At 64.3% G+C, this 24,724-nt stretch carries 26 protein-coding genes; 12 read left to right on the top strand and 14 right to left on the bottom strand.

The annotated features are described in order from the left end of the window. Positions 1–20: 20 nt before the first annotated feature. On the bottom strand, positions 21–635 hold the full coding sequence (locus tag C6A77_RS17845; RefSeq protein ID WP_114170656.1) for a LysE family translocator: 615 nt from the start codon (positions 633–635) through the stop codon (positions 21–23). Between the two features lie 238 nt (positions 636–873). Here C6A77_RS17845 and C6A77_RS17840 point away from each other — a divergent pair, with 238 nt between their 5' ends. Next, on the top strand, positions 874–1,791 hold the full coding sequence (locus tag C6A77_RS17840) for a LysR substrate-binding domain-containing protein (RefSeq protein ID WP_114170655.1): 918 nt from the start codon (positions 874–876) through the stop codon (positions 1,789–1,791). Here C6A77_RS17840 and C6A77_RS17835 read toward each other — a convergent pair. Further along, positions 1,731–2,312 carry a D-Ala-D-Ala carboxypeptidase family metallohydrolase gene (locus C6A77_RS17835; protein ID WP_114170654.1) on the bottom strand — a complete coding sequence of 194 codons (582 nt, stop codon included), beginning with the start codon at positions 2,310–2,312 and terminating at the stop codon, positions 1,731–1,733. The genes C6A77_RS17840 and C6A77_RS17835 overlap by 61 nt on opposite strands. Positions 2,313–2,379: 67 nt before the next feature. On the opposite strand from C6A77_RS17835, the gene C6A77_RS17830 reads away from it, so the two are divergent. After that, positions 2,380–3,537, top strand: a complete 1,158-nt coding sequence (locus C6A77_RS17830; RefSeq protein WP_114170653.1) for a hypothetical protein — start codon at positions 2,380–2,382, stop codon at positions 3,535–3,537. Positions 3,538–3,622: 85 nt separating this feature from the next. Here the strand turns inward: C6A77_RS17830 and rimI are convergent, their stop codons facing one another. After that, a complete protein-coding gene (rimI, locus tag C6A77_RS17825; protein WP_114170652.1) occupies positions 3,623–4,078 on the bottom strand; it encodes a ribosomal protein S18-alanine N-acetyltransferase in 456 nt (151 codons plus the stop codon). After that, positions 4,075–4,860, bottom strand: a complete 786-nt coding sequence (locus C6A77_RS17820) for an energy transducer TonB (protein ID WP_114170651.1) — start codon at positions 4,858–4,860, stop codon at positions 4,075–4,077. The genes rimI and C6A77_RS17820 overlap by 4 nt, the downstream gene beginning before the upstream one ends. Positions 4,861–5,102: 242 nt before the next feature. Here C6A77_RS17820 and mksB point away from each other — a divergent pair, with 242 nt between their 5' ends. The 3 genes from mksB to mksF are packed head-to-tail and all read left to right on the top strand — an operon-like array spanning position 5,103 to position 9,917. Continuing rightward, entirely contained in the window at positions 5,103–6,392 is a 1,290-nt protein-coding gene (gene mksB, locus C6A77_RS17815) for an Mks condensin complex protein MksB (protein ID WP_114170650.1), read from the top strand. Further along, entirely contained in the window at positions 6,382–7,089 is a 708-nt protein-coding gene (gene mksE, locus C6A77_RS17810; protein WP_114170649.1) for an Mks condensin complex protein MksE, read from the top strand. The genes mksB and mksE overlap by 11 nt, the downstream gene beginning before the upstream one ends. After that, positions 7,086–9,917 carry an Mks condensin complex protein MksF gene (gene mksF, locus C6A77_RS17805; protein ID WP_114170648.1) on the top strand — a complete coding sequence of 944 codons (2,832 nt, stop codon included), beginning with the start codon at positions 7,086–7,088 and terminating at the stop codon, positions 9,915–9,917. Before mksE ends, mksF begins: the two co-directional genes overlap by 4 nt. Positions 9,918–10,164: 247 nt before the next feature. Here the strand turns inward: mksF and C6A77_RS17800 are convergent, their stop codons facing one another. From C6A77_RS17800 to rplU, 5 genes are all read right to left on the bottom strand, one after another. Beyond that, positions 10,165–10,608: a CreA family protein gene (locus C6A77_RS17800; RefSeq protein WP_161959678.1), complete on the bottom strand. Its 444-nt coding sequence runs from the start codon at positions 10,606–10,608 to the stop codon at positions 10,165–10,167. A 23-nt stretch (positions 10,609–10,631) separates the two neighbouring features. Next, positions 10,632–11,750 carry a glutamate 5-kinase gene (proB, locus tag C6A77_RS17795; protein ID WP_114170646.1) on the bottom strand — a complete coding sequence of 373 codons (1,119 nt, stop codon included), beginning with the start codon at positions 11,748–11,750 and terminating at the stop codon, positions 10,632–10,634. 85 nt (positions 11,751–11,835) lie between these two features. Beyond that, on the bottom strand, positions 11,836–13,062 hold the full coding sequence (gene cgtA, locus C6A77_RS17790) for an Obg family GTPase CgtA (RefSeq protein WP_114170645.1): 1,227 nt from the start codon (positions 13,060–13,062) through the stop codon (positions 11,836–11,838). 189 nt (positions 13,063–13,251) lie between these two features. Next, positions 13,252–13,509, bottom strand: coding sequence for a 50S ribosomal protein L27 (gene rpmA / locus C6A77_RS17785; protein WP_023533198.1), 258 nt, complete (start codon positions 13,507–13,509; stop codon positions 13,252–13,254). A gap of 38 nt (positions 13,510–13,547) precedes the next feature. Next, complete coding sequence (gene rplU / locus C6A77_RS17780) at positions 13,548–13,862, bottom strand: 50S ribosomal protein L21 (protein WP_003247466.1); 315 nt, start codon at positions 13,860–13,862, stop codon at positions 13,548–13,550. A 244-nt stretch (positions 13,863–14,106) separates the two neighbouring features. Here rplU and C6A77_RS17775 point away from each other — a divergent pair, with 244 nt between their 5' ends. From C6A77_RS17775 to C6A77_RS17765, 3 genes are all read left to right on the top strand, one after another. Further along, positions 14,107–15,075, top strand: a complete 969-nt coding sequence (locus tag C6A77_RS17775; protein ID WP_114170644.1) for a polyprenyl synthetase family protein — start codon at positions 14,107–14,109, stop codon at positions 15,073–15,075. A 188-nt stretch (positions 15,076–15,263) separates the two neighbouring features. Further along, positions 15,264–15,605 (top strand): zinc ribbon domain-containing protein YjdM, encoded by a 342-nt coding sequence (locus C6A77_RS17770; RefSeq protein WP_114170643.1) that lies wholly within the window; start codon positions 15,264–15,266, stop codon positions 15,603–15,605. Positions 15,606–15,687: 82 nt separating this feature from the next. Next, positions 15,688–15,933 carry a hypothetical protein gene (locus C6A77_RS17765; protein ID WP_009686102.1) on the top strand — a complete coding sequence of 82 codons (246 nt, stop codon included), beginning with the start codon at positions 15,688–15,690 and terminating at the stop codon, positions 15,931–15,933. Positions 15,934–16,060: 127 nt separating this feature from the next. Here C6A77_RS17765 and C6A77_RS17760 read toward each other — a convergent pair whose 3' ends face one another. The 5 genes from C6A77_RS17760 to C6A77_RS17740 form a co-directional block, all read right to left on the bottom strand. Continuing rightward, positions 16,061–16,678, bottom strand: coding sequence for an FKBP-type peptidyl-prolyl cis-trans isomerase (locus C6A77_RS17760; protein ID WP_025337633.1), 618 nt, complete (start codon positions 16,676–16,678; stop codon positions 16,061–16,063). An 85-nt stretch (positions 16,679–16,763) separates the two neighbouring features. Then, positions 16,764–17,069 (bottom strand): DUF6482 family protein, encoded by a 306-nt coding sequence (locus C6A77_RS17755; RefSeq protein WP_114170642.1) that lies wholly within the window; start codon positions 17,067–17,069, stop codon positions 16,764–16,766. Between the two features lie 157 nt (positions 17,070–17,226). Further along, positions 17,227–17,715, bottom strand: coding sequence for a TIGR00645 family protein (locus C6A77_RS17750; RefSeq protein ID WP_114170641.1), 489 nt, complete (start codon positions 17,713–17,715; stop codon positions 17,227–17,229). Between the two features lie 157 nt (positions 17,716–17,872). Beyond that, entirely contained in the window at positions 17,873–18,211 is a 339-nt protein-coding gene (locus C6A77_RS17745) for a hypothetical protein (RefSeq protein ID WP_114170640.1), read from the bottom strand. Between the two features lie 161 nt (positions 18,212–18,372). Further along, a complete protein-coding gene (locus tag C6A77_RS17740) occupies positions 18,373–20,811 on the bottom strand; it encodes an ATP-binding protein (RefSeq protein WP_114170639.1) in 2,439 nt (812 codons plus the stop codon). 253 nt (positions 20,812–21,064) lie between these two features. Here C6A77_RS17740 and C6A77_RS17735 point away from each other — a divergent pair, with 253 nt between their 5' ends. The 4 genes from C6A77_RS17735 (at position 21,065) to C6A77_RS17720 (ending at position 24,602) form a co-directional block, all read left to right on the top strand. Then, positions 21,065–21,553, top strand: coding sequence for a DUF3015 domain-containing protein (locus C6A77_RS17735; protein WP_114170638.1), 489 nt, complete (start codon positions 21,065–21,067; stop codon positions 21,551–21,553). Positions 21,554–21,627: 74 nt separating this feature from the next. After that, positions 21,628–23,481 carry a DUF4105 domain-containing protein gene (locus tag C6A77_RS17730; protein ID WP_114170637.1) on the top strand — a complete coding sequence of 618 codons (1,854 nt, stop codon included), beginning with the start codon at positions 21,628–21,630 and terminating at the stop codon, positions 23,479–23,481. Positions 23,482–23,680: 199 nt separating this feature from the next. Continuing rightward, a complete protein-coding gene (locus C6A77_RS17725) occupies positions 23,681–24,037 on the top strand; it encodes a hypothetical protein (protein ID WP_114170674.1) in 357 nt (118 codons plus the stop codon). 67 nt (positions 24,038–24,104) lie between these two features. Then, the gene (locus C6A77_RS17720; protein ID WP_114170636.1) at positions 24,105–24,602 is read left to right on the top strand and encodes a GreA/GreB family elongation factor; all 498 of its coding nucleotides are present in this window, start codon (positions 24,105–24,107) and stop codon (positions 24,600–24,602) included. The last annotated feature ends 122 nt before the right edge of the window (positions 24,603–24,724 follow it).

Genomic DNA, 24,724 nt, shown 5'->3' with positions numbered 1-24,724 from the left:
CTGCAGAAAACCCCTCCTCCTCATTTCACCCCGGCGAGCGCTACAGCCACACCCAGGCCAATCAGTGCCACACCGATCACCCGGTCGACCATCTGCTGCCTTGCCAGCATCGCCTTGCGCAGCGCCGCGCTGGAAAAGAACACCGCTACCAGGCTGAACCAGGCCCAGTGGGCAAACGACATGAACCCGCCATAGGCGAAGTCCCGCGCCAGCGCGCTGCCAGGCTGAACGACCTGGGTGTAGGCGCTGATCACGAACAGCATGGTCTTGGGGTTGAGGGCATTGCTCAGAAAGCCGCTGCGCAGGGCTTGCGTCACGCTGATAGCGCCGCTGCCGCCTTCGTCCAGGCTGAAGCGCCGGGTGTTGGTCAGTGACTGGTAGCCGAGGTAGATCAGGTAACCCGCGCCCAGCACTTTCATACTCAGGAACAGGGTCGGGCTCTTGCTGATGATCAGCGCGATCCCCAGCACCGTGTACAGGACATGCACCTGCACCCCCAGGGCAATGCCTGCGGCGGCGGCCAAGCCGGCCTTGCGACCCTGTGCATAACTGCTGCGGGTGACCATGGCGAAATCGGCACCCGGGCTGATGACGGCGAGCAGGGTGAACACGGCGACGGCGATGAGTTCGGTCATGGTGGGATTTCTCGATAGGCGATGGAAATGCACGGATGCGCTGATTATCGAGAGCTTACAAACGAGGATAAATCGATTTATTGTGAGATATATCTGCTAGCTTTTCTCACTGATCATTCACGCCTGCACCGGCCCTTTAACCCGCTGCCACAGGTACAGCACCGCTTTCAGGGTCGATGGGGGCCTTGTGGGAGCGGGTTTACCCGCGAAGAGGCCAGTACAGGCAAACAGGAACACCATGAAGCTGCCCCCACTCAACGCCTTCCGCTACTTCGACATCGCCGCCACAACCGAGAGCTTCGTGCGCGCCGCCGAGCACCTGCATGTCACCCATGGCGCCGTCAGCCGCCAGGTCCGCCTGCTTGAAGAAAGCCTTGGCATAGAGCTGTTTGAGCGGCGCAACCGGGCCATTTTCCTCACTCCCGCCGGGCGTGCCCTGCAGGGCACCACCCAGGCAATCTTCGAGCAGCTCGAAGGCGCCGTACAGCGCTTGCAGCAACAGGCCCGCGACAATGTGCTGGTGCTGTCGTGCGAACCGACCATCGCCATGCGCTGGCTGATCCCGCGCCTGCCCGGCTTCCATGCCGCCCACCCCGACTTGCAGCTGCACCTGGTTGCCGCAGGCGGGCCACTGGACTTCACCCGCAGCGGGGTCGACCTGGCAATTCGCCGCGACGACTTCCATTGGGACCAACAGCTGTACAGCCAACTGATCTGTGACGAGTGGATCGGCCCGGTGTGCCACCCCGCCTCGCTGCCCCTTATCGAAGGCCAACGCCTGCTGCACAGCACCACCCGCCCCAGCGCCTGGCCGACCTGGTTGCGCCTGCGCGGCGAGCAGCTTCGGCACACCGAGCGCAGCGACTATGAGCATTTCTACCTGTCGATCCAGGCTGCCAGCGCCGGCCTGGGCCTGGCCATGGCCTCAGCCCTGATGGTGCGTGACGAACTCGACAGCGGGCAGCTGCAGGCGCCGTTCGGCTTTCTGCGCGACGGCTCGGCCTACCACCTGCTCAGCCCGCAGCCGCTGGAAGACGGCGGCAAGCGCCAGCGCTTCGCCGCCTGGGTAATCGACCAATGCCAAGGCTGTCTGGCTCAGCTGGGCCTGGTACAGAACGACGAAGCCGAACGGCCGTCGCCACCCCAGGTGCGATAACCCGCGGTATCGATGTGGATGCGCCCGCTCGGGTAGCGCCCCAGGCCCATGTTCCAGGCCTGGCCGGACTGCTGCCAGAAACGGCACAACGGGTTGGGGTCGGCCCACGCCGGCAGGAGGATGTCCACCGCAAAAGCGCGGGTGTGCGCACTGCCCACGGCGCCGCCCGCGCAACGGTTCAGGCTTGGGTCACGGTAGGCCGACACCACCTCGTATTGGCGCAGAAGGCCTTGCTCGTCGAGGACCTTGAGCAGCGACAGCGTGGAACGCACCGCTGGCCAGTTGCTCGCCGGCGGCACTGCGAAAGGCGCGGCCCGGCACAGCCGCCAGTCCGACGCCGAACGCAGCAACTGATGGATTGGCACCACGCCGTACAGGCGGGCGTCCACCAGCATCTGGCGAAACGGCCGGGTCTGATGGTCCCCGGCCCACTGCGCGAACAGCCACAGGTCACGCTCGTCAGCCTGGGCCGCCGCCCCCGACAGGCCCAGCGCCAGCAACAGCCATCCAGCCCTTCCCATCGCCGCTCTCCCTGCCCCAGTATGTGCAACGCTGCCAAACACAGCGGCGCCTGACAAGGAGTTAAGCATGCGCAAGATTGCCTTACCGAGCCTCATCGCCCTCGCCTTCAGCGGCCTTGCCGCCGCTGACGCGCAGATTGACCTGGGCGACGCCCAGCGCGTTACCCGCCTGTTCGCCTTCCCCAACAACTGCCACGTGATCTGCTATCGCGACTGGACCCTGGAGCAGACCGTCGAGCACTACCTGACCCAGAGCGTACGCCGCGACGGCCATGCCGATGCCCAGGTGCAGGTGCGCCGCGAAAACGACCGCCTGCACGCGACCATCAGTGGCGTGCCCGCCAGCTATGCCAAGCCCCTGCGCAAGCTGCTCGACAGCGGCGAACTGGCCTATCAGGGCGCTAGCCAGCTGAACAAGGACGGCAAATGGTCCTACGACTGGTACCTGTTCCTGCCCCTGGGCATGGCCCTGCAGAACCGCCGCAGCATCGAGCTGCTGCACTTCCCGCCGGACTACTCGCTGACCCAGGCTCAGGACTACCTGCGCTCCAACACCACCGACCGCTGGGCCGAGCTGCTGACCTTCAACGGCGTCGAGGCCAGCCAGACCCCTGCCTACCAGACCATCATCGACATCGCCCCGATCGCCGCACCGGCCAGCGCCGGCGAAACGCTGAAGGACACCTACAGCTACTTCAAGGACTACCAGCTGCGCATGGTCAGCGAGATGACCTTGCAGAACCCCGCCAGGCCACTGCCGATGGTCGCCTTCGGCGCGCCGGTGCGCAGCTGGATCCAGCAGCAGTACGGGCCGCAGGTGAACGTGCTGGGCCTGGTCAGCATCAGCCCGCAGCCCGGCACCAAAGTGCCGGTGCTGGGTGCCAACCACCCCAGCGCCATCTGGTATGCAGCGAACAAGGACAGCCACGGCGGTGACCAGGATGCCGCCGATGCCGCCGGCCTGAAGATGATGGCGCAGGACCTGACCGCGGCCTGCTGGCAGGCGGGGATGGGGCGCAATCAACGGGCCGATGCGAAGCTGACGCTAGAGGCCTGCGCGAGCAAGTGGCAGGTGACGCAGAAAAAGCAGACCTGCGAGCTGTTCTTCCGCACCGTGCGCAAGTACACGCCTGAGCAGGCGGCAGCAAAATGCAATACCGGCAGCGTGACAAGAAGCCTGCGCGAGCTGGACAAACCGGCCGAGGTTCAGCCGCAGGCGTTGTGATCGACACCGGCCCTTCGCGGGGTTCAGGCATTGCGCGCCACCTGTGGGCGCCGGCGCGTCCGCGAAGAGGCCGGTGCAGGCCGGCTCAGTCTTCGAGCAACGTGCAGGCCATCACCAGCGCATCCTCACGGCCGCCGGCAATCGGGTAATAGTCGCGACGGCGGCCGATTTCGTTGAAACCGTAGCGCTCGTACAGGCGATAGGCCGACTGGTTGCTGGCCCGCACTTCCAGAAAACACTCGCGGCCATTGAGCTGATAGGCCCGGGCCATCAGATGCTCCAGCAGGCGCAGGCCAAGGCCACGGCCCTGGTTTTCCGGCTTGATGGTGATGTTGAGCAGGTGTGCCTCGTCGATGATCACGTTGATCACGCCATGCCCCACTTGCTGCTGGCCGTCGAACATCAGCCAGACTTCGTACGATTTGAGCGCATCCTGGAAGATCCCACGGGTCCAGGGATGACTGAACGCGGCATATTCGATTTTAAGTACGGCATCCAGATCCGCCTCGGTCATCGGGCGGAAACTGATCGAGTCACTCATTCAACGCTCTTCCAGCGCGCCATCAGCTGGCGCATGGCTTGCCAGACGTCCGCCTTGCGCTGCGGCTCGTCCATCAACAGTTCAAGGCCCGGCAAGGCCCAGGCATCACCCAGGCCTTCGAGCTTCAGGGTTTGGTAATAGGCTTCGCCTTCGGCATTGGCGGCAAAGCGCAGTGCCGGCAGGCCGATCAGCCACAGGCAGCTGCACGGGGCCTCTTCCAGGCGCGCCTGGACGAAGCCCTGGACGAAATCGCGCGCGGCCTCCGGGCCCTGGTCCATGTTGCCGCGCACCAGCAGCGGCCAGCGCACCGGCTCGCCGATGATCTGCGGGGCGTCGGGCAGCCCGGCGGCGCGCAGCATGTCCTTGAGCAGCAGGTAGGACGGGTCGCGGCTCTGGAACGGTTGGCCGGTGGCCAGCTCCACCAGCAGCAGGCAGCTGCCGGCGCGCAGCAGCTGCAGCGCAAAGCGCGGGGGCGGCACGGGGGCCGGGCGTGGCGGCGCGGCGGGTTCTTCGGCTTCGACAGGCTTCGCGGCCGGCTTGGCCACATTGCCTGGGCGCGGCACCTCGATTTTCGGCCGCTCAGCCGAGCGGGCCTGGGGCGTGGCCGGCGCTTCGCTGGCTGCGGCTGCGGGCCTGACAGCGAATTCGATGTCCTCGACCGGCGCCAGCGGCAGCAGCAGCTCGGGCCGCGACGGGGCGGCGAACGGCAGTTCGGCGCGCGGCAGCCAGTGCACCACTTGCATGGCGGAAAGGTAGGCGCGGCGACGGGGTTCGGTGAGCAAGAGCGGGTATCCGAGGGGTGAAGACAGTGGGGCATTCTAACGCTGTTGGCTTTCGAGTGCCGCAACTGGTCGGCGGATTTTTATTGCCTGTGCCGGCGTTGTGGGAGCGGGTTCACCCGCGAAGAGGCCAGTGAATCCCCTACAACAGCAAAGGTTATCTCTCATTACAGACCAAGGGGTGAAAACCTCCCCCCCGGATGCAGTACAATCGCCCCCTTTTTCTTGGCAACGAGTCGCAGCCAATGATCGAACCCAAGCGCGTCCTGCGCGCCCTAGCCGAACACTGGGCCCTGATCGAGCCGCTGTGCGAGCGTTTCGACCAGGGCACCCTGAGCCTGGTCGAGTTGCGCCAGCATGTGGCCCGCCAGCAGGTCGAGAGCACCCCGCAGGACATCACCCAACTGCTCGATGTGTGGATCCGCCTGGATATCCTCGTCCCGGTGGCCAAGAGCCCGAACCGTTTCGAGCTCAACGCGCAGATCCACGACTTCCTCGCCTACCTGCGCCGCGAACACCGGCTGGGCCTGTGCCTGGAGATCGAAGCCTACCTGCGCCACCTGGAACGTCTGGCCGGGCATATCCAGGACGCCTTCGACAACCGTGACAGCGACGACCTGGCGCGCCAGCTGCGCCTGCTCGACATGCGCGTGCGCGATGTGCTGAAAAAGCTCGACAACGACGAGCAGGCCCTGGTGGCAGTGGCCGAGCGGGCCAAGACCAGCAACCGCCAGATCCCGCTGCGCCAGCGTTATGCCGAAGTACTGGCGACCTGGGACGAGTACGTCGAGCCGATGATCCAGCTGGTCAACGCCGACGGTGCCTTCGAACAGGGCGTGCGCAAGGTCGAGACCGTGCTGCTGAAACTGCTGGGTGAACAGGCGCGCCTGGGCCACCTGGTCGACGACGACATGCTGCTGCGTACCCACGCGCGCATTCTGGAAATGCAGACCAACGCCCAGCTGACCCTGCGTCACGCCCGCGAACTGCTGCTGCCGCTGCGCGAAGAAGCGCGCCGGCACAACGCCGTGACCCGGGGCGCCGCACTGGCCCTGTCGGTCATCCGGCGCAAGGGCATCGACGCCGTGCCGCAAGCGGCCATGCCGCTGTTCACCCGCCCGCAAAGCACCTTCCTCGGCAGTGCCAGCCAGGTCGAGGCCTATGTCTACGCCCTGGCCCGCTTCGAGCCCAAGCCGGCGCGCTTCCCCAAGGCCCACAAGACCCAGTCCGGCGCCCTGCCCCGTGCACCGCGCACGGTCAAGGAAATGGCCGAACGCTGCGAACAGGCCCTGCCGCTGCCCGACCTGATGGTCTGGCTGCTGGAGCAGGAACCTGAAGGCGCCACCGACGAGCTGCTGTACTGGTTCTCGCGCTTGTCGCGGGAAAAACGCTTCAAGCGCGAACGCCTCGACCGTCGCGAGTACACCACCCAGGAACACTTGGTCAGCCTGCGCTCGTTCGCCCTGGCCTCCAGCCGCGAAGACGCCGCCAGCGCGCCTACCGAACCTACCGCGAGCCCAGCCCATGCATCTTGATCTTTCCGAACTGTCCCAGCTCGCGCCGATCTTCCGCGAGCTGTTCAAAGGCTTCCATGTCAGCCGCCGCGACCCCGAGCTGTACGCCCAGCTGTCGAACTTCCAGGACCAGTACCGCACCCTGTTCAAGGCCCTGGGCTTCGAACTGGTGTGCGACACCCGTGGCTTCTACTACTTCGTACCGGACCTGGCCGCCGCGCAGGTCAACAAGACCGCGCAGCGCCTGTCGCTGTTCACCTTCATCCTGGTCGAGCACCTGGCCGATCAGGGCCGTGACCCAATGGCCGTGCTCGACGGCGGCAGCATCGGCCGCGACGAACTGCCCTCGCTGCTGGACAAGTACCGCGACCTATTCATACAGGCCGAAGTGCAGACCGTGGACGAGCTGGAAGAAAAGATCCTGCGGCGCATGACCCAGCTCGGCTTCGCCTTCGAGGAAGGCGGCATCTACCGCTTCCTGCCGCCCATGCACCGTTTCCTCGATGTGTGCCTGGCCGTGCAGCAGGACCGCGACCTGGCCGCCACGCTGCACAGCGACCTGCCGCTGCCGACGCCGGTGCTGGTCGAGGAAGAAAGCCCCGAAGCACTCAACCGCACCGACGACCCGCTCGACCTCAGCCCCTTCGAGGGCGAGGAAAGCGAAGAGCAGGCCCTGGCACGGGCCATCCGCGAAGAGCAACAGGAGATTGACGCATGAGCCAGGAACGCTACGGCATCCGCCGCTTCGCACTGCTCAACACCGCAGGCTACAGCCTTGGCCTGTTCCCGCTGGAACAGCCGCTGTCGGTCTACGGTGCCAACAACCTGGGTAAATCGGCGTCGATCAACGCCCTGCAGTTCCCGATCCTGGCGCGCATGTCGGACATGAGTTTCGGCAAGTACAGCCTCGAACAGTCACGCCGCTTCTACTTCGCCAGCGACACGTCGTACATTCTCTGCGAACTGAGCCTGCCCCACGGCCCGCACGTGATCGGCGTGGTCGGGCGTGGCCCGGGCGGCGGTTTCGGCCACCAGTTCTTCGCCTACAAGGGCGAACTGGACCTGGCGCACTACCAGAAGAACGACACCTGCCTGCGCCAGAAAGAGCTGTTCACCAACCTCGAGCGCCTGGGTATCAAGGCCTACGAGGTGAAGCCGGACGAGCTGCGCCGGCTGCTGGTCGGCGGCCACACCTCGGTGCCGCTGGACCTGACCATGATCCCGCTGCGCTCGACCAGCGAGCAAAGCCTGAAAACCTTCCGCGCCCTGTTCATCAACCTGCTGCACATGCGCGAAATCACCGCCGCCAAGCTCAAGCAGCTGTTCCTCGACGCCTTCGAGCACAGCCTGCGTTCGGGCAGCGTCGATTACATCGCCGCCTGTGAAGAAGCCTTCCGCGATGTGCGCCGCATGGAACAGGACTACAACGCCCTGGTCGCCGCCGGCCCGCTGGTCGAGGCCCTGGCCGGTGGCGTGGCCCAGCGCGACATCCTGCGCGGCAAGCTGCACCGCATTTCCCCTGTGCTCGACACCCTGCTGGGGACCTGGCAGGAATACGCCATGGCCCGCAAGGAAGAGCTGGTGATCCAGGCCGAGCACTACCGTGGCGAGCAGGACCGCCTGCAGAACGACCAGCGCGGCGGCACCCAGGAGCTGATGCGCCTGGAGCGTGAAATCACCGGCATCCAGCGCTGGCTGGGCGAGCTGTCGGTGCTCAAGCACCGCTTTGCCCTGGTCGATGACGTCAAGGTCCTGGAGCAACAACTGCTGGCGGCCAAGGACGCCCACGACGAACTGGCCGGCGCCCTCGCGCAGTCACGCCAGTTCAGCGCCGAAGACCTCGACGAACGCGTGCGCGACCTGGAAAAGCGCCTCAAGCAGGTCAGGCAGCAGCTCGACCACGCCGACAACAACAGCTACGCCCGCCTGCGCGAAGAGTTCTCGCAACAGGACGTTGACCGCCTGATGCGCCTGTTCAACGGTGCGCTGTTCAGCCTGCCGCTGGGCGAGCGTGGCATCGAGCTGGACGACAGCGACCTGTGGGTCAAATCGCTGGAAGCGGTGCTCGACAGCTTCAAGGGCGAGCGCTTCGAAGCCCCGGGCCTGTCCATCGACCTGTCGCACATCGACCCACCGGCGCTGCAGGCCCTGGCCGACCGTGCCGCGCTGCGCGACCAGAAAGAGCGCCTGGAAAAAGAGCTGAAGCAGCTCAAGACCCAGCAGGCCGTGGCCGCCGACCGCTCCGCCTCCAAGGCACAGACTGAAACCCTGTACCAGGAAGTGCTGGACGCGCAAAAAGCGCTGGAAGACTTCCGCCGCAGCGAAACCCTGGCCGCCGAAGAGCCCGAGAAGCTGGAGCAGCTGGCGCAACTGGAAGCCGCCCAGGACGAACTCAAGCGCTCCAGCGACGCCTTCACCGAGCGCGTCCAGCAACTGTCGGCCAAGCTGCAGCTGGTCGGTCGCCAGATCGGCGACCTCGAAGCCAAGCAACGCACCCTGGAAGATGCCCTGCGCCGTCGCCAGCTGCTGCCGGCCGACCTGCCTTTCGGCACGCCATACATGGAAGCCATCGACGACTCGATGGACAACCTGCTGCCGTTGCTCAACGACTACCAGGACAGCTGGCAGAGCCTGCAGCGGGTGGATAACCAGATCGAGGCGCTGTACGCCCAGGTGCGCCTGAAAGGCGTGGCCAAGTTCGACAGCGAAGACGACATGGAGCGCCGCCTGCAACTGCTGGTGAACGCCTATGCGCACCGCACCGACGAGGCGCTGACCCTGGCCAAGGCGCGCCGCGCCGCGGTCACCGACATCGCCCGGACCCTGCGCAACATCCGCAGCGACTACGATAGCCTCGAGCACCAGTTGGCCCTGTTCAACCGCGAGATCAACCGGCGCCAGGTGTCCAACCTGGAAAGCTTCCGGGTGGTGCTGGCGCCGAACAAGGAAGCGCTCAAGCACATCGACCAGATCATCCACAGTGCCGGCCAGTACGAAGAAGGCGAAACCCTGTCGGTGTTCGACCTGACCCAGAGCGCCGAGCAGGACAACAAGAACGAAGAGGCCAAGGAGTACCTGGCACGGCTGGTGGCGGCCAACCACAACCAGCTGGGCCTCAAGGACCTGTTCGAGCTGGCGTTCGAGATCACCAAGGTCAATGGCCAGCCAGTGATCCATGCCGACATCGACGGCGCGGCATCCAACGGCACCACCATGACCATCAAGGCGCTGACCAACATGTACCTGTTGCTGCACCTGATGGACCGCGACCTGGCCGGGCGCATTCGCCTGCCCTACTACCTGGACGAAGCGGCGGACATCGACGAACGCAACCAGGCCGCACTGCTGGAGACCAGCCTGCAGCTGGGCTTCGTACCGATTCTGGCGAGCGTGAAGCCGCAGGTGTCGGCACGCGTGGCAATCGACCTGGAGGGCGGCAGCGGGCCGAATGGCATCTACATCGACGAGGCTGACTGGAAGTTCATCAGCCGTCGGGATGAGGTGAAAGCGGTTGTGCGCGAGGATCAGGCCGAAGAGTTGGCCTGAGGAATCTGGGGCCGCTTTGCGGCCCATTCGCGACACAAGGCCGCTCCCACATTGATCTGCATACGCAGGACCTTTGTGGGAGCGGCCTTGTGTCGCGATAGGAGGCCAAAGGCCTCCCGACAAGCTGTCAGGCTATCAATGAGCCAGCTCCCACAAGACTGCACAAGCCTAAAGGTCTGTGATGCACCTGTGGGAGCTGGCTTGCCGGCGATGGAGGCCAAAGGCCTCCCGGCGATCTACCAGGCTATCAGTGAGCCCAAGGCAGGATTGGAATCGCCGTTACCGCATTCTGCGGGCTGCCTTCGACGATCCGGTCGCTATACACCAGGTACACCAGGGTATTGCGCTTCTTGTCGAGGAAGCGCACCACCTGCATGGTCTTGAACACCAGCGAGGTGCGTTCCTTGAACACTTCCTCGCCGTCCTTAAGCTCACCCTTGAAATTGATCGGCCCGACCTGGCGGCAGGCAATCGACGCCTCCGCGCGGTCCTCCGCCAGCCCCAGCCCACCCTTCACACCGCCGGTCTTGGCCCGCGACAGGTAGCAGGTCACGCCCTCGACCTTGGGGTCGTCGAACGCCTCGACCACAATACGGTCATTCGGCCCGAGGAACTTGAACACGGTCGATACCTGGCCGATTTCCTCGGCCCCGGCCAGCATCGGCACAGCCAGTGCCGCCACGGCAATCATCCTTTTCAGCACGTACACGCCCCTCACACCAAAACCAGGTTATCGCGGTGCACCAGCTCAGGCTCGGCGATATAGCCGAGGATGCTTTCAATGGCATCCGACGGCTGGCCAATGATCTTCTGCGCTTCCAGGGCGCTGTAGTTGGCCAGGCCGCGCGCCACTTCATGGCCGTCCGGGCCGACGCAGACCACCATCTCGCCGCGACGGAAGCTGCCCTGCACGGTCTTCACGCCAACCGGCAGCAGGCTTTTGCTGGCCTGGCGCAGCGCCTGTACCGCACCGGCATCCAGCACCAGCGTGCCACGGGTTTGCAGGTGCCCAGCCAGCCACTGCTTGCGCGCGGCGAGCATGCCGCGCTCGGGCGACAGCAGGGTACCCAGGCGTTCGCCCGCCTTGAGGCGGTCGAGCACGCGCTCGATGCGGCCACCGATGATGATGGTGTGGGCACCGGAACGGGCCGCCAGGCGCGCTGCACGCAGCTTGGTCTGCATGCCGCCACGGCCCAGGGCACCGCCAGTACCGCCCGCCACGGCATCCAGTGCCGGGTCGTCGGCGCGGGCTTCGTAGATCAGCTGGGCATCGGGGTTGTTGCGCGGGTCGGCGTCGAACATGCCATCGCGGTCGGTGAGGATCACCAGCAGGTCGGCCTCGACCAGGTTGGCCACCAGTGCCGCCAGCGTGTCGTTGTCGCCGAAGCGGATCTCGTCGGTGACCACGGTGTCGTTTTCGTTGATCACCGGCACCACGCCCAGGTCGACCAGCGTACGCAGGGTGCTGCGGGCGTTGAGGTAACGCTTGCGGTCGGACAGGTCGTCATGGGTCAGCAGAATTTGCGCAGTGTGCTTGCCATGCTCGCCGAAGCTCGACTCCCAGGCCTGTACCAGGCGCATCTGGCCGATCGAGGCGGCGGCCTGCAGCTCGTTCATCGCGCTCGGTCGCGACGTCCAGCCCAGCTGGCTCATGCCGGCAGCCACGGCCCCGGAGGAGACCAGAACCAACTCCACGCCTGCCTCACGCAGCGCGACCATCTGCTCGACCCAAACGGCCATGGCCCCGCGGTCGAGGCCTTTGCCATCGGCGGTCAGCAGAGCACTGCCAATCTTCACGACCCAGCGCCTGGCGCCCGTCACCTTGCTTCGCATCTTCTTCCAACCTATGTCGAATCTGTAGATACCGTGGATACAAAAACGCCGCTCCAGAGAGCGGCGTTTAGTGTACTGCAACCGGTCAGTCGCGCACGTAAATGATTTCCGGGCCGTCTTCGTCGTCCTCGAAATCATCATCCCAACCGTCATCGTCGCCAATGTCGTGCACGCTCTTGACGCCGGTACGGCGCAGGGTGCGCGCGTCGTCCAGGGCCTGCAGCTGGGCACGGGCTTCGTCTTCGATGCGCTGGTCGAGGTCAGCCAGTTCTTCGGCGTAGGCCGGGTCATTGGCCAGGCGGTCGGCGCGGTCTTCGAGGTAGCGCATCAGGTCGTGGCTGAGCTTTTCGGTGCCCTGCTTGGAGATCGCCGAAATCACGTAGACCGGGCCTTCCCACTGCAAGCGCTCGACCACTTCCTTGACCCGCTCGTCGCGCTCGTCTTCCATGACCATGTCGGCCTTGTTCAGCACCAGCCAGCGCTCACGCTCGGCCAACGAGGGGCTGAACTGGGTCAGCTCGTTGACGATGACTTCGGCAGCATCGGCCGGGCTGCTTTCGTCCAGCGGCGCCATGTCGACCAGGTGCAGCAGCACGCGGGTACGCGCCAGGTGCTTGAGGAAGCGGATACCCAGGCCGGCACCTTCGGAAGCGCCTTCGATCAGGCCAGGGATGTCGGCGATGACGAAGCTCTTCCAGCGGTCGACGCTGACCACGCCCAGGTTCGGCACCAGGGTGGTGAACGGGTAGTCGGCGACCTTCGGCTTGGCAGCCGAAACCGAGCGGATGAAGGTGCTCTTGCCAGCGTTCGGCAGGCCCAGCAGGCCGACGTCGGCCAGCACTTTCATTTCCATCTTCAGGTCGCGTTGCTCACCCGGTTTGCCCGGGGTGGTCTGGCGCGGGGCACGGTTGGTGCTGGACTTGAAACGGGTGTTACCCAGGCCGTGCCAGCCGCCTTGGGCGACCATCAGCTTCTGCCCGGGGGTAACCAGGTCGCCGATCACTTCCTGGGTGGAAGCGTCGATCACGGTGGTGCCGACCGGCACGCGCAGGAACAGGTCCTCGCCTTTCTTGCCGGTGCAGTCGGTGCTGCCGCCGTTGGCGCCACGCTGGGCCTCGTGGTGACGGGTGTAGCGGTAGTCGACCAGGGTGTTGAGGTTTTCGTCGGCGACCATGTACACCGAACCGCCGTCGCCACCATCACCGCCGTTGGGGCCACCGTTCTCGATGAATTTCTCGCGCCGGAAGCTCATGCAACCGTTGCCGCCGTCGCCGGCCTTGACCCGAATGGATACTTCGTCAACAAACTTCATTCAAAAACCGCCTCTCGCCTTCCGGCGAGCTGAATACTGATAAACCTGAGGCTCTTGCAAAAATGAGCGCGGCGGCCCCGTACGACCGTAGAAACCAACGCCGGCAGCCCATACAAACAGCTTTGCAAGAGGCTCACCACAAACGAAAAAGCCCCGTCGCATGACGGGGCTTCTGGAGCGACGTCGCGATTAAGCTGCGACGATGCTCACGTAACGGCGGTTGAACTCGCCTTTCTTCTCGAACTTGATCACGCCTTCGATCTTGGCGAACAGGGTGTGATCTTTACCGATGCCCACGCCGTAGCCCGGGTGGAATTCGGTGCCGCGCTGGCGGACGATGATGTTGCCTGGCTTGATAACCTGGCCGCCATACATCTTCACGCCAAGGCGTTTCGATTCTGAGTCGCGACCGTTACGAGTACTACCACCAGCCTTTTTGTGAGCCATGGTTCAATTCTCCAAATAAATTCAGGGGATCTAGGGGATTAAGCCTGGATGCCGGTGATTTTGATCTCGGTGAACCACTGGCGGTGGCCCATGCGCTTCATGTGGTGCTTACGACGACGGAACTTGATGATGCGAACCTTGTCGTGGCGGCCTTGCGAAACGACTTCGGCCACTACTTTAGCGCCAGCAACAACTGGAGCACCGATGGTGACTTCTTCACCGTTGGCGACCAGCAGAACGCGATCGAAGGTCACGGATTCGCCAGTGGCGACTTCCAGTTTTTCGATCTTGAGGAATTCACCTTCAGCGACTTTGTACTGCTTGCCGCCGGTAACGATTACTGCGTAAGACATGGTATTTCTCCGATAATCCTGCTCACCCAGCGCTTTATATGATGAGTATTGGCTGGCATGGCTGCACAGGGCTGGAACGGCCCGGCGCAATTGCGTAAGGCAGGTGCTGCCCAGGAAGTTAGGGTGCGCGATTGTACGCAACCGCGGTTTTGCTTGCAAGTGCCACCCCTGTGGCGCTGGCACCGCGCCTTGACACACCGGGACCCGCGACCTAGCATGCCGCGCAACCTCACTGGAGCAGCCGATGCAACCCCAATCCTTCTACCGCGCGGTAGCTGATGATTTCAGCGCCGTCGACGAGATCATCAAGAAGCAGCTGACCTCGCGCGTGCCGCTGGTATCGAAGATCGGCGACTATATCACGTCCGCCGGTGGCAAGCGCCTGCGCCCCCTGCTGGTGCTGCTGTGTGGCAAGGCCCTGGGCCGCGAAGGCGACGACCTGCGCCTGCTGGCTGCCACCATCGAGTTCCTGCACACCGCCACCCTGCTGCACGACGATGTGGTCGACATGTCCGGCATGCGCCGTGGCCGCTCCACCGCCAATGCCCTGTGGGGCAACGCGCCGAGCGTACTGGTGGGCGACTTCCTCTATTCGCGCTCGTTCGAAATGATGGTAGAGCTGGGCTCGATGCCGGTCATGCAGATCCTGTCCAAGGCCACCCGCGTGATTGCCGAAGGTGAAGTGCTGCAGCTGTCGCGGGTACGCGACGCCAGCACCACCGAGGAAGTCTACATGGAGGTCATCCGCGGCAAGACCGCGATGCTGTTCGAAGCGTCCACCCATAGCGCCGCCGCGCTGGCCGCAGCCAGCGACGAACAGCGCGAAGCCCTGCGCACCTTTGGCGACCACCTGGGCGTGGCCTTCCAGCTGGTCGACGACCTGCTGGACTACAAGGGCGACTCGCAGACCCTGGGCAAGAACGTCGGTGACGACCTGGCCGAAGGCAAGCCTACCCTGCCGCTGATCTACACCATGCGCGAAGGCACTGCCGAACAGGCTGCGCTGGTGCGCCAGGCCATTCAGAAAGGTGGCCTGGAAGACCTGGAGCAGATTCGCGTGGCGGTCGAGGAGTCGGGTGCGCTGAAGTACACCGCCGAGCTGGCGCGTGACTACGTCAAGCGTGCCATCGCCTGCCTGGAAGTGCTGCCGGCCAGCGAATACCGCGATGCACTGGTCGAGCTGAGCGAGTTTGCTGTAGCGCGTACTCACTGATAGACCGAGTCGCCTTCATTCGAGGGTAAACCCGCTCCCACAGGGATATCACAGGCCTCTAGGCCTATGTTGTACCTGTGGGAGCGGGTTTACCCGCGAATGCTTTTGTCCGGACATAATCCCTTCTGCAGAAATACCTTTTACAATGCGGGCCTTTAACCGTCCGTCTGTTTGTTTGAGGAACCGAAGTGAGCACTCTGCCACCCTGCCCAAAATGCAACTCCGAATACACCTACGAGGATGGCACTCAGCTGATCTGCCCTGAGTGCGCCCACGAGTGGTCGGCCAGCGGCGACGCCGAAGCGGCGAGCGACGCGGTGGTGAAGAAGGATTCGGTCGGCAACGTTCTGCAGGACGGCGACACCGTCACCGTGATCAAGGACCTGAAGGTCAAAGGCTCGTCCCTGGTGGTCAAGGTCGGCACCAAGGTCAAGAACATCCGCCTGTGCGACGGCGACCACGACATCGATTGCAAGATCGACGGCATCGGCGCCATGAAGCTGAAGTCCGAGTTCGTACGCAAGGTCTGATCAGCCCCATCTGCCAATTGGCGCTTGCTATTTAGATAATAAGAATTATTCTCATTGGAACCGCTATCCAAGGAGAATAGCCATGACTTATCTGATCGACGCCTGGCTGGACCGCCCTCACCCCTACCTGCGCATTCTTCATCGGGAAACCGGCGAAGTGTGCGCGGTGCTTGAAGCCGAAGCACTCGACGAGCTGCGTGACCAGGGCGACCTGGACATGAGCGGGCTGAATTCGAGTGAGCCGGGGGTGCTCAAGGAGCTGGTGCGCAACCTGTTTCTGTTCTGCTATGCGCGGGCATTGCGCCCTGGGGGAACAGACTGGAATTGAGGCTGGCAGGGCCGGCCTCTTCGCGGGTAAACCCGCTCCTACAGGGACCGCACAAGTGTTTAAGCCTGTGCAGTACCTGTGGGAGCGGGTTCACCCGCGAATGGGCCGCGAAGCGGCCCCGAGGGCATTACAAAACGTCGAGCAGCTCGACGTCGAACACCAGCACGCTGTGCGGCGGGATGCTGCCAACGCCTTGGGCGCCGTAGGCCAGCTCGCTCGGCACGTACAGGCGCCATTTGCTGCCAGCGTTCATCAGCTGCAGGGCTTCGGTCCAGCCAGCGATCACGCCACCCACCGGGAATTCAGCCGGCTGACCACGGTCGTAGGAGCTGTCGAACACAGTGCCGTCGATCAGGGTACCGTGGTAGTGCGTGCGCACGTTGTCTTCGCGGGTCGGCTTGGCGCCTTCGCCAGCGGTCAGCACTTCGAACTGCAGGCCCGAGGCCAGGGTGGTGATGCCGTCGCGCTTGGCGTTCTCGACCAGGAAGGCCTTGCCAGCAGCGGCAGCAGCTTCTGCCTTGGCAGCTGCTTCGGCCTGCATCACATCACGGATGACCTTGAAGCTGGCCGACAGGTCGGCTTCGCTGACGCGGCTGTCGGCGCCGTTGAAGGCGTCGGTCAGGCCGGCCAGGATGGCTTCCAGGCTGACGCCTGGTGGCGGGTTGTCGCGCAGCTGGCCGCCCAGCTGACGGCCGATGCCGTAGCTGACGCGGGTTTCGTCGGTGGACAGGTTGAGTTCGGACATTGTCGTGCTCCACTGCAGGGCGCAGTGAAGCCGCGCCCTTGATGAAAAGGGCGAGCAGCCTAGCACACTGGGGCGCTGCGAGCAGCTACCAGGCCGAGCGCTGGGAAATCGGCACCTTCAGGTCTTCTTCCGGGTGCGTGCCCATGCCGCACATTTCGTCCTGCACCGACCAGTGCACCAGGTTCATCGAGACCATGGGGATGGTTTGCAGCAACTTGCGCGCATCCTCCACCGAATGCACGCGCAAGCGTTCACCACGGGTGTCGGACAGCGGGTGAGCGTGGCCTTTGACCCGGGCCTCGAGCAGGTAGTCGCCGCCTTCGATGGCGATCAGGTTCAGTTCGTCGACATGGCCAGCCCTGGCCTCGCTGTTGAGCTGATGCAGGTTCATGGAGCACCTCGCGTTGGGACCCACGCATGAGAGCTCATTTTTTGTACAGAACAGGGGAATGCACAAGGCATGACCGACGCCGCTCGTCGGTTGGACTGCGCCGGCCCCTCCGCGGGCATGCCCGCTCCCACGGGATGGCGAAGGGGCCAGGCCGGGCTCAGTGCTTGGTGACCTTGTCCAGGTAGCCCATGCAGAACGCCGAAATGACGAAGGTCATGTGAATGATCACGTACCACATCAGGTAGTCGGTGGAGATGTTCTGCGCGTCCATGAACACCCGCAGCAGGTGAATGGAGGAAATCGCCACGATCGACGCGGCAACCTTCATCTTCAACGACGAAGAGTCCATCTTGCCCAGCCAGTTGAGCTTTTCCTTGCTCTCATCGATGTCCAGCTGCGAGACGAAGTTCTCATAGCCGGAGATCATCACCATCACCAGCAGGCCGCCCACCAGCGACATGTCGATCAGCGACAGGATCACCAGGATCAGGTCGGCTTCGCTCAGGGCGAAGACATTGGGCAAGACGTGGACCACTTCCTGGAAGAATTTCAGCGCCAGGGCCAGCAGGCCGAGGGACAGGCCGAAGTAGATAGGGGCGAGCAGCCAGCGCGAGGCATACATCGCGTTTTCGAGGATACGTTCCATGAAGTTAAGGACTCATCAGGTGACTAAAAGCGACGGCGAGTATAGCCAGCCACCTGTTACAGCAAAAGCCCGGGACTGCTGTGCAGCCCATCGCCGGCAAGCCTTGCGCCCGTCCCTGTGGGAGCTGGCTTGCCGGCGATGAGGCCAGTGAAGGTGTTCAGGTCTCCGGATGAAACTGGAAATCCCCCAGGTTGCGGCAGCGCTCGCCATTGATCCGCCGTAACTGCGCCTGCAGATGCAGGCACCAGATCTGCGGGTCCTCGGCCACCTGGTAACCGTGCAGGGTCAGGCTGTCGACAATCGCATGGAGCACCGATTCGGCCACCAGCGGCCCATGAAACGGCCCTTGGGCCTTGATCGCAGACGGTTGTTCTCCGGCCATGCCGGCGGCGAACAGCAAGGTCCACATGCCAGTGTCGCCGGCCAGCGGACGGATGCTGCATTCGATGCGGGTCACCAGGCCCAGGCACTGGCGCGTGAGGCTGAGATTGCGCATGGCCGCGCCCCCTCCAATAAGCCTTGTTCAGCCTGAACCTCAGGCTGTTTCCATCCTGAACGCTGATACCGTCCTTAAGTTCCAGCATAGAGGAACAGTACCAGAAGATGGAAAACCGGCGCTGAACGGTAGCACATGGCCGTCAGCGCCGGTTTATTGACTCAGGCTGGTTTGGCCTGGGCAATCACCTCTTCCAGGCGCTCCTTCTCGGCCTTCTCGATTTCCTCTTCGCCGATCATCTCGGCGATCTCGCGCAGGCGTTCCACCACCCGGGCGTTGACGCTGCCTTCAGTGAACTGGCCCTTGTCATCCAGCACCCCGGCCTCCTCGCCCACCAGCAGGCTCAGCGCTTCGTCGGCCTGGCTGACCGCGTAAACGTGGAACATGCCGTTCTCCACCGCTTGCAGCACACGCTCGTCGAGCATCAGCGTGGCGACGTTGGCGCGCGGGATGATCACCCCCTGCTCGCCGGTCAGGCCACGCGCTTCGCACAGGCGGAAGAAGCCTTCGATCTTCTCGTTCACTCCGCCCACCGCCTGCACTTCACCGAACTGGTTGATCGAGCCGGTAATGGCGAAGCATTGCTTGAGCGGTGTGCGCGACAACGCCGAGATCAGCGTGCAGGCTTCGCCCAGCGAGGCGCTGTCGCCGTCCACGTAGCCGTAGGACTGTTCCAGGGCGATGCTGGCCGAGATCGCCAGCGGGAACTCCTGGGCATAGCGGCTGCCGAGGTAGCCGGTAAGGATCATCACCCCCTTGGAGTGGATCGGCTGACCAAGGTTGACCTCCCGCTCGATGTCGACGATGCCGCTGCCGCCCGGGTATACCGTGGCGGAGATGCGCGCCGGCATGCCGAACGCCGAATCGCCCACCTCCAGTACGGTCAGGCCGTTGCACTTGCCGATGGCCGCGCCTTCGGTGTCGATCAGGATGATGCCGGCGAGCATGTCGTCCAGCACCCGCTGCGAAACACGCCCGGTACGGGTGGCCTTGGCCTTGAGCGCGCGCTCGATATGCCCGGCGTCGGTCATTTCGTCACTGGCCAGCTGGCGGATGAAATCGGCTTCGCTGACCAGCTGGAACAGGTCGCCGATGCGTGCCGACAGGCGCGACTGGTTTTCGGCGAGGCGGGCGCTGTAAGTGGCCAGGCGCGCCACCGCGTCACTGGTCAGCGGCGCCATGCCTTCTTCGTTGGTGCGGGTGCGCAACAGCTGGGCGAACTGCTCCAGGTTCTCATCGACCATGGGCATGTCTTCGTCGAAGTCCACCAGCACCCGGAACATCTCCTGGAAGTCCGGGTCGTGGTCCTGCAGCGCGTAGTACAGCTGCCGCGAGCCGATGATGACCAGCTTGATGTTCAGCGGAATCATCTGCGGCGTCAGGCTGACGGTGGCGACCCGGCCCAGCTCGCCGAGCGGCGATTCCATCTTCAGCTTGCGCGACTGCAACGCGCGCTTGAGCGCGTCCCAGACGAACGGCTCGCCCAGCATCTTCTCCGCTTCGAGGATCAGGAAGCCACCATTGGCGCGGTGCAGCGCGCCCGGGCGCAGCTGGCGGTACGAGGTGTACAGCGCGCCCTGGTCGGTGCTGTATTCGATACGGCCGAACAGGTTGTCATAGGTCGGGTGCGGCTCGAACACCACCGGTGCCCCGCCATCGGCATGGTGGCCGACCACCAGGCTTGGGGCGTACTGCTCTTCCAGCAGCTTGCGCGCGGCGGCGTCGGTCTTGCTGTCTTCGACCAGTTGCTCGACCACGGTACGCAGCAGGTTCAACTGCACCGACTGCAGGTAGGCGCAGACAGCCGCGTTCTCGGCGTACTTTTCCGACAGCGGCGCCAGCAGCGGTTGCAGCGCCAGGGTGATGGTTTCTTCGTTCAGCTGGCGCAGCTGGTTGTTCGACTCGCGTTTCCATTGCGGCAGGCTGGCCAGCTCTTCGTTCAGGCGCTCCTCGAGCAGGGCGATGTCTTCGTGGAACTGCTCGCGCACCTCTTCCGGCAACTGGGCGAACTCGGCTTCATCCAGCGCCTTGCCGTCGGCCATCGGGGTGAAGGCGACGTTGCTGGCGTCGCGGTACAGGGCCACATCCTTTTCCAGCGAGGCGCGCTCGATCACATCCAGGGCGCGGTCGTAGCGCTGGTTGAAGGCGCGGTCGATGGCGCCTTTCTTCTGCTGGTAGGACGGGTGCTCGAACACCGCCGGGAAAGTCGACAGCAGGTTGTCGATCAGCCCGCTCATGTCGGCAATGAACGCCCCGGCGCTACCGGACGGCAACTCCAGCGCTCGCGGCTCGCGGGTGTCATCGAAGTGGTTGACGTAGACCCAGTCGGCCGGGGTCTGCTGGCGCTTGCCCTCGGCCTTGAGGTAGCGCTTGACGAACGAGAAGCGCCCGGTGCCGGGCTCGCCCATCACGTACACGTTGTAACCAGGGCGCGGCATGGCCACGCCGAACTGCAGGGCCTCGACAGCACGTTCCTGGCCCAGGACTCCGCGAAACGGCTCCAGATCGTCGGTATGGGTAAAGGCAAACTGCTCGGGGGAGAAACGCCGGGTCAGGGCTTCGGGCGCGAGACGCAGGCGCGCAGCGACAGGATCGGGCATTGGGTTTCCTTACTTCGGCGGGGCAGATACGCAGCATTCTGGCGCTGCCAGCGCGCGCGTTGCAAGGCTCCACAGGACTTTATGTCGCAGCCGCAGCGGGTCATGGAACAGCAAATTTTTCGCAATCAACAACGCAACCTTTAGATCGTGCCTAAACTCCAAACTGCGCGGGTGGGTGAAATGCTTCCCCGACCTGGCAACCGAGTTGCCAGAAACCCTGACCCTTGGTTAAGACAAATAGAGAACAAATGCTATGAAACGGATTCTTCTGGGTACTCTGTTCACCGTAGTCTCGCTCAATGCCATGGCCGAGGCGCCAGGCGGCCCGAACTGCGGCTGGGGCAACATGCTGTTCGAAGGCCAGCGCGGCACTCCGGCACACTTCCTGGCCTCCACCACCAACGGCACCTCCGGTAACGCCACCTTCGGCATGACCTCCGGCACCAACGGCTGTTCGACCAGGGCTTCGCTGACCTACGGTGGCAAGTCCTGGTTCGCCATGAACGGCATGATGAACGAGCTGTCCGAAGACATGGCCATGGGCCAGGGCGAAGCGCTGACCACCTATGCCGTGGTTCTCGGCGTGGCCCCGGAAGACCGTGGCTACTTCAACTCGGTCACCCACCAGCACTTCAACCAGATCTTCAGCAGCGCCGACGTCACTGCCGAAACGGTCCACAGCAACACCCTGGCCGTGCTGAAGAACGACCCACGCCTGGCCAAATACGCTACCGAGGCCTAAGTGCAGCTGCTCCCGCCCCGACCCCGGGGCGGGTTTCGCCTTTTTTCGGCATCATCAAGAAGTAGTTGCCCGATATGCTCAAACGCTTCGCTGCCCTGGCGCTGTGTGTCTGCGCCCCTGTTCATGCCGCGCCGGTGCTGGACCACGGCCGTCTTCAGCAACTGGCCAACACCCCCTACTGGATTGCCCTGGGTCATTACGAAACCGCCAAGCTCGGTGGCTGGCGCAGCTACGTGGACGATGATGCGTTCTTCCTCGCCGAGGACGGCGCGCACCACCCCGACCAGGAGCTGCAAGCCACGGTCGAAGCGCTGTATGCGCCGGCCAGCCTCGGCGACAAGCACGCCCAGTGCGTATTCCCGGCGCGCACCCGCTGGCTGCGCGAACAGCTGAACCTGCAAGGCTTGCCGCAACCGAACTGCCAGGAATTCCGCACCTGGTACCAGTCGATCGACCCGCACAGCGCCGCGTTGATCTTCCCGGCGGCCTACCTGAACAGCCCGTCATCGATGTTCGGCCACACCCTGCTGCGCATCGACCAGTCCAACACTCGCAGCGACGACACCACGCTGCTGAGCTACGCGATCAACTTCGGCGCCTACATCGAGGGCAGCGACAACAGCATCCTGTATGCCTGGAAAGGCCTGATGGGCGGCTACCCGGGCTTGTTCGCGCTGATGCCCTACCAGGAAAAACTGTCCGAATACCGCAGCCTGGAAAACCGCGACCTGTGGGAATACCAGCTGGACCTGACCCCGGAAGAAACCGGGCGCATGGTCGAACATGTGTGGGAACTGAAGCAGGTCCAGTTCGACTATTTCTTCTTCGATGAAAACTGCTCGTACCGCCTGCTGGAACTGTTGCAGGTAGCCCGCCCGAGCCTGGACCTGACCTCGCAGTTCCCGCTGACCGCCATCCCGACCGACACGGTAAAGGCGGTGAAGCAGTCCGGCCTGGTCGCCAGCGAGACCTACCGGCCCTCGCGCGAACGTGAACTGCTGGCCCGCGCAGAGCCGCTCGACCACGATGAGAAACGCCAGGTGCTGGCCGTCAGCGCCGACACTGCCCAACTGCAAAGCCCCGAATTCAAAGCCCTGCCCCGGCAGCGCCAGGCGTTGGTGCAGGATGCCGCCTACCGCCTGGAGCGTTACCGCGCCAATGGCCAGGAGCGCGACCCTGGGCAGGCAAAGCGCAGCTTCGAGCTGCTGCGGGCAATCAACAGCAACCCACCGCCGCCGCTGCAGATCGAACGCCCGGGCCTGCCCGAGGACGGCCATGATTCACGTACCTGGCAGCTGGGCGTGGGCACCCGCGACGACCGCGCCTACGCCGAGTACGGCCTGCGCATGGCCTATCACGACCTGAACGACAACGCCTATGGCTTCCCGCTGGGCGCGCAGATCGAGATCCTGCAATTGAAGCTGCGCCAGTACGAAGGCAACGACTGGCAGGTGCAACGCCTGGACCTGGCCACTATCCGCTCGCTGACCCCGCGCAACGAGCTGCTCAAGCCGTGGTCGTGGCAGGTAGCCGGCGGCCTGGAGCGGGTGCCGGGCAAGCATGATGACGAGGTACTGGTGAGCCATGTGAACGGCGGCGCCGGCGGTACCTGGCAGTTGGCCGATGGCTTGCTGGGCTTTGCCCTGGGCACGGTGCGGGTCGAGCACCACAATGACTTTGCCCAGTTCATCGCACCGGCGGCCGGGTTCAACGGCGGGCTGCTGTGGCGCAACGGGCTGGGCAACCTGACCCTGGAAGCCAAGGGCGACTACTTCACCAATGGCGAGGTGCGCCGCAGCGTGAGCCTGAACCAGCAATGGGAGCTGAGCCAGAACCTGGGGGTGCGCTTGAGTGCCTCGCGCGAGTTCAGCCACCTGGCCACGGCGCAGAACGAGGTGATGCTGGAGTTGAAGTGGTATCACTACTGAGACCGCATTGCGGCCATTCGCGGGCGTGCCCGCTCCCACATCGAAGGCTGTTTTGCACCTGTGGGAGCGGGCACGCCCGCGAATGGCCACTGAAGCCAGCATAGCACTGTGACCCAACCGACTCTTTGACACTGTTTTGACAGCCCCCCGACAAATCGCCACCTAGACTTGCCCCTATCAACTGAAGGGTGTGCTGGTCATGTCGCGGTACTGGTTCGGCGTGTGCGTTGCGTTGTTGCTGTCAGGTTGCGAGACCACCCACGAGCAGATGGTCGATCAGGGTTATCCCCCCGCTTATGCCGATGGTTTCCAGGATGGCTGCAGCAGCGGCCGTCAGGCGGCGGGGCTGATGGTGGGCGGTTTTCACAAGGACGTACCGCGCTACCTGCACGAGCGCCAGTACGAAAGCGGCTGGGACGACGGCTTCCGCCAATGCCAGGCCATGCAGAACAGCGAACAACAGCGCCAGTACCATGAGCGCTTCTGGGACGAGCGCGAGCGCGACTGGCAACAGGAAAAGGACCGCGACGCCGCCCGCGCCTATCGCCACAACTGAGTCGCAAGCGGACATCCCTTGAAACCGTCGGCCTGCGATGATGGTCTCTTGCACAAGGAGGCCACGCATGAGCCGAGCATTCGTCAACGAAGACCAGGCCGCCGCCCAGGCCGACCAGCCGGTCGAGCGTCGGGTCAGCGAACAACCCAACTACGTCACCGCCAGCGGCCTGCGCCAGTTGCAGGCACGCGTGGCCGAGCTGAACGCCCTGCGCAGCGAACTGCTGGCGCAAGGCGAGCGAGGCGACAAGCAGCGGCTGGCGGATACCGAACGGGACCTGCGCTACTTCAGCGCGCGAGTGCAGAGTGCCCAGGTGGTGCCGGCGGCGACTTCCCGCAGCAAGGTACAGATTGGTAGCCGGGTGCGGTTTGTCGATACGCAGGATCAGGAACATGTGGTGCGGCTGGTGGGCGAGGACGAAGCTGATGCGGGCCGCGGGCTGGTGAACTGGGGGTCGCCGCTGGGGCGGGCGTTACTGGGTGCGGGGCCGGGGGATGAAGTGGCCTGGCGGCGGCCGGTGGGGGAGCAGGTGATTGAGATTATCGAGATCGAGGGTGAAACCTGAGGGGGCCGCTGTGCGGCCCATCGCCGGGGGGCCCCCCCCCCCCCCCCCACCCCCCCCGCCGCCCGACGGGGGGGGAGGGGGGGGGGGGGGGGGGGGGGGCGGGGCGGGGCGCCACCCCCCCA

The sequence above is a fragment of the Pseudomonas sp. AFG_SD02_1510_Pfu_092 genome (genome assembly GCF_003331055.1).
In the GTDB taxonomy this organism is placed as follows: Bacteria; Pseudomonadota; Gammaproteobacteria; order Pseudomonadales; family Pseudomonadaceae; genus Aquipseudomonas.
The sequence above is the reverse complement of the archived record's forward strand: the minus strand, read 5'-3'. Positions and strand labels throughout refer to the sequence as shown.

Bases quoted from the DNA above. Each gene is read 5' to 3' on its own strand.
- rplU (WP_003247466.1), bottom strand. From the start codon at position 13,862: ATGTCTTACGCAGTAATCGTTACCGGCGGCAAGCAGTACAAAGTCGCT.
- C6A77_RS17740 (WP_114170639.1), bottom strand. From the start codon at position 20,811: ATGCCCGATCCTGTCGCTGCGCGCCTGCGTCTCGCGCCCGAAGCCCTG.
- proB (WP_114170646.1), bottom strand. From the start codon at position 11,750: ATGCGAAGCAAGGTGACGGGCGCCAGGCGCTGGGTCGTGAAGATTGGC.
- C6A77_RS17735 (WP_114170638.1), top strand. From the start codon at position 21,065: ATGAAACGGATTCTTCTGGGTACTCTGTTCACCGTAGTCTCGCTCAAT.
- mksE (WP_114170649.1), top strand. From the start codon at position 6,382: ATGCATCTTGATCTTTCCGAACTGTCCCAGCTCGCGCCGATCTTCCGC.
- C6A77_RS17730 (WP_114170637.1), top strand. From the start codon at position 21,628: ATGCTCAAACGCTTCGCTGCCCTGGCGCTGTGTGTCTGCGCCCCTGTT.
- C6A77_RS17755 (WP_114170642.1), bottom strand. From the start codon at position 17,069: ATGAACCTGCATCAGCTCAACAGCGAGGCCAGGGCTGGCCATGTCGAC.
- C6A77_RS17835 (WP_114170654.1), bottom strand. From the start codon at position 2,312: ATGGGAAGGGCTGGATGGCTGTTGCTGGCGCTGGGCCTGTCGGGGGCG.
- C6A77_RS17725 (WP_114170674.1), top strand. From the start codon at position 23,681: ATGTCGCGGTACTGGTTCGGCGTGTGCGTTGCGTTGTTGCTGTCAGGT.
- C6A77_RS17845 (WP_114170656.1), bottom strand. From the start codon at position 635: ATGACCGAACTCATCGCCGTCGCCGTGTTCACCCTGCTCGCCGTCATC.
- rpmA (WP_023533198.1), bottom strand. From the start codon at position 13,509: ATGGCTCACAAAAAGGCTGGTGGTAGTACTCGTAACGGTCGCGACTCA.
- mksF (WP_114170648.1), top strand. From the start codon at position 7,086: ATGAGCCAGGAACGCTACGGCATCCGCCGCTTCGCACTGCTCAACACC.
- C6A77_RS17775 (WP_114170644.1), top strand. From the start codon at position 14,107: ATGCAACCCCAATCCTTCTACCGCGCGGTAGCTGATGATTTCAGCGCC.
- C6A77_RS17760 (WP_025337633.1), bottom strand. From the start codon at position 16,678: ATGTCCGAACTCAACCTGTCCACCGACGAAACCCGCGTCAGCTACGGC.
- C6A77_RS17745 (WP_114170640.1), bottom strand. From the start codon at position 18,211: ATGCGCAATCTCAGCCTCACGCGCCAGTGCCTGGGCCTGGTGACCCGC.
- C6A77_RS17765 (WP_009686102.1), top strand. From the start codon at position 15,688: ATGACTTATCTGATCGACGCCTGGCTGGACCGCCCTCACCCCTACCTG.
- C6A77_RS17800 (WP_161959678.1), bottom strand. From the start codon at position 10,608: ATGATTGCCGTGGCGGCACTGGCTGTGCCGATGCTGGCCGGGGCCGAG.
- C6A77_RS17830 (WP_114170653.1), top strand. From the start codon at position 2,380: ATGCGCAAGATTGCCTTACCGAGCCTCATCGCCCTCGCCTTCAGCGGC.
- mksB (WP_114170650.1), top strand. From the start codon at position 5,103: ATGATCGAACCCAAGCGCGTCCTGCGCGCCCTAGCCGAACACTGGGCC.
- rimI (WP_114170652.1), bottom strand. From the start codon at position 4,078: ATGAGTGACTCGATCAGTTTCCGCCCGATGACCGAGGCGGATCTGGAT.
- C6A77_RS17750 (WP_114170641.1), bottom strand. From the start codon at position 17,715: ATGGAACGTATCCTCGAAAACGCGATGTATGCCTCGCGCTGGCTGCTC.
- cgtA (WP_114170645.1), bottom strand. From the start codon at position 13,062: ATGAAGTTTGTTGACGAAGTATCCATTCGGGTCAAGGCCGGCGACGGC.
- C6A77_RS17840 (WP_114170655.1), top strand. From the start codon at position 874: ATGAAGCTGCCCCCACTCAACGCCTTCCGCTACTTCGACATCGCCGCC.
- C6A77_RS17720 (WP_114170636.1), top strand. From the start codon at position 24,105: ATGAGCCGAGCATTCGTCAACGAAGACCAGGCCGCCGCCCAGGCCGAC.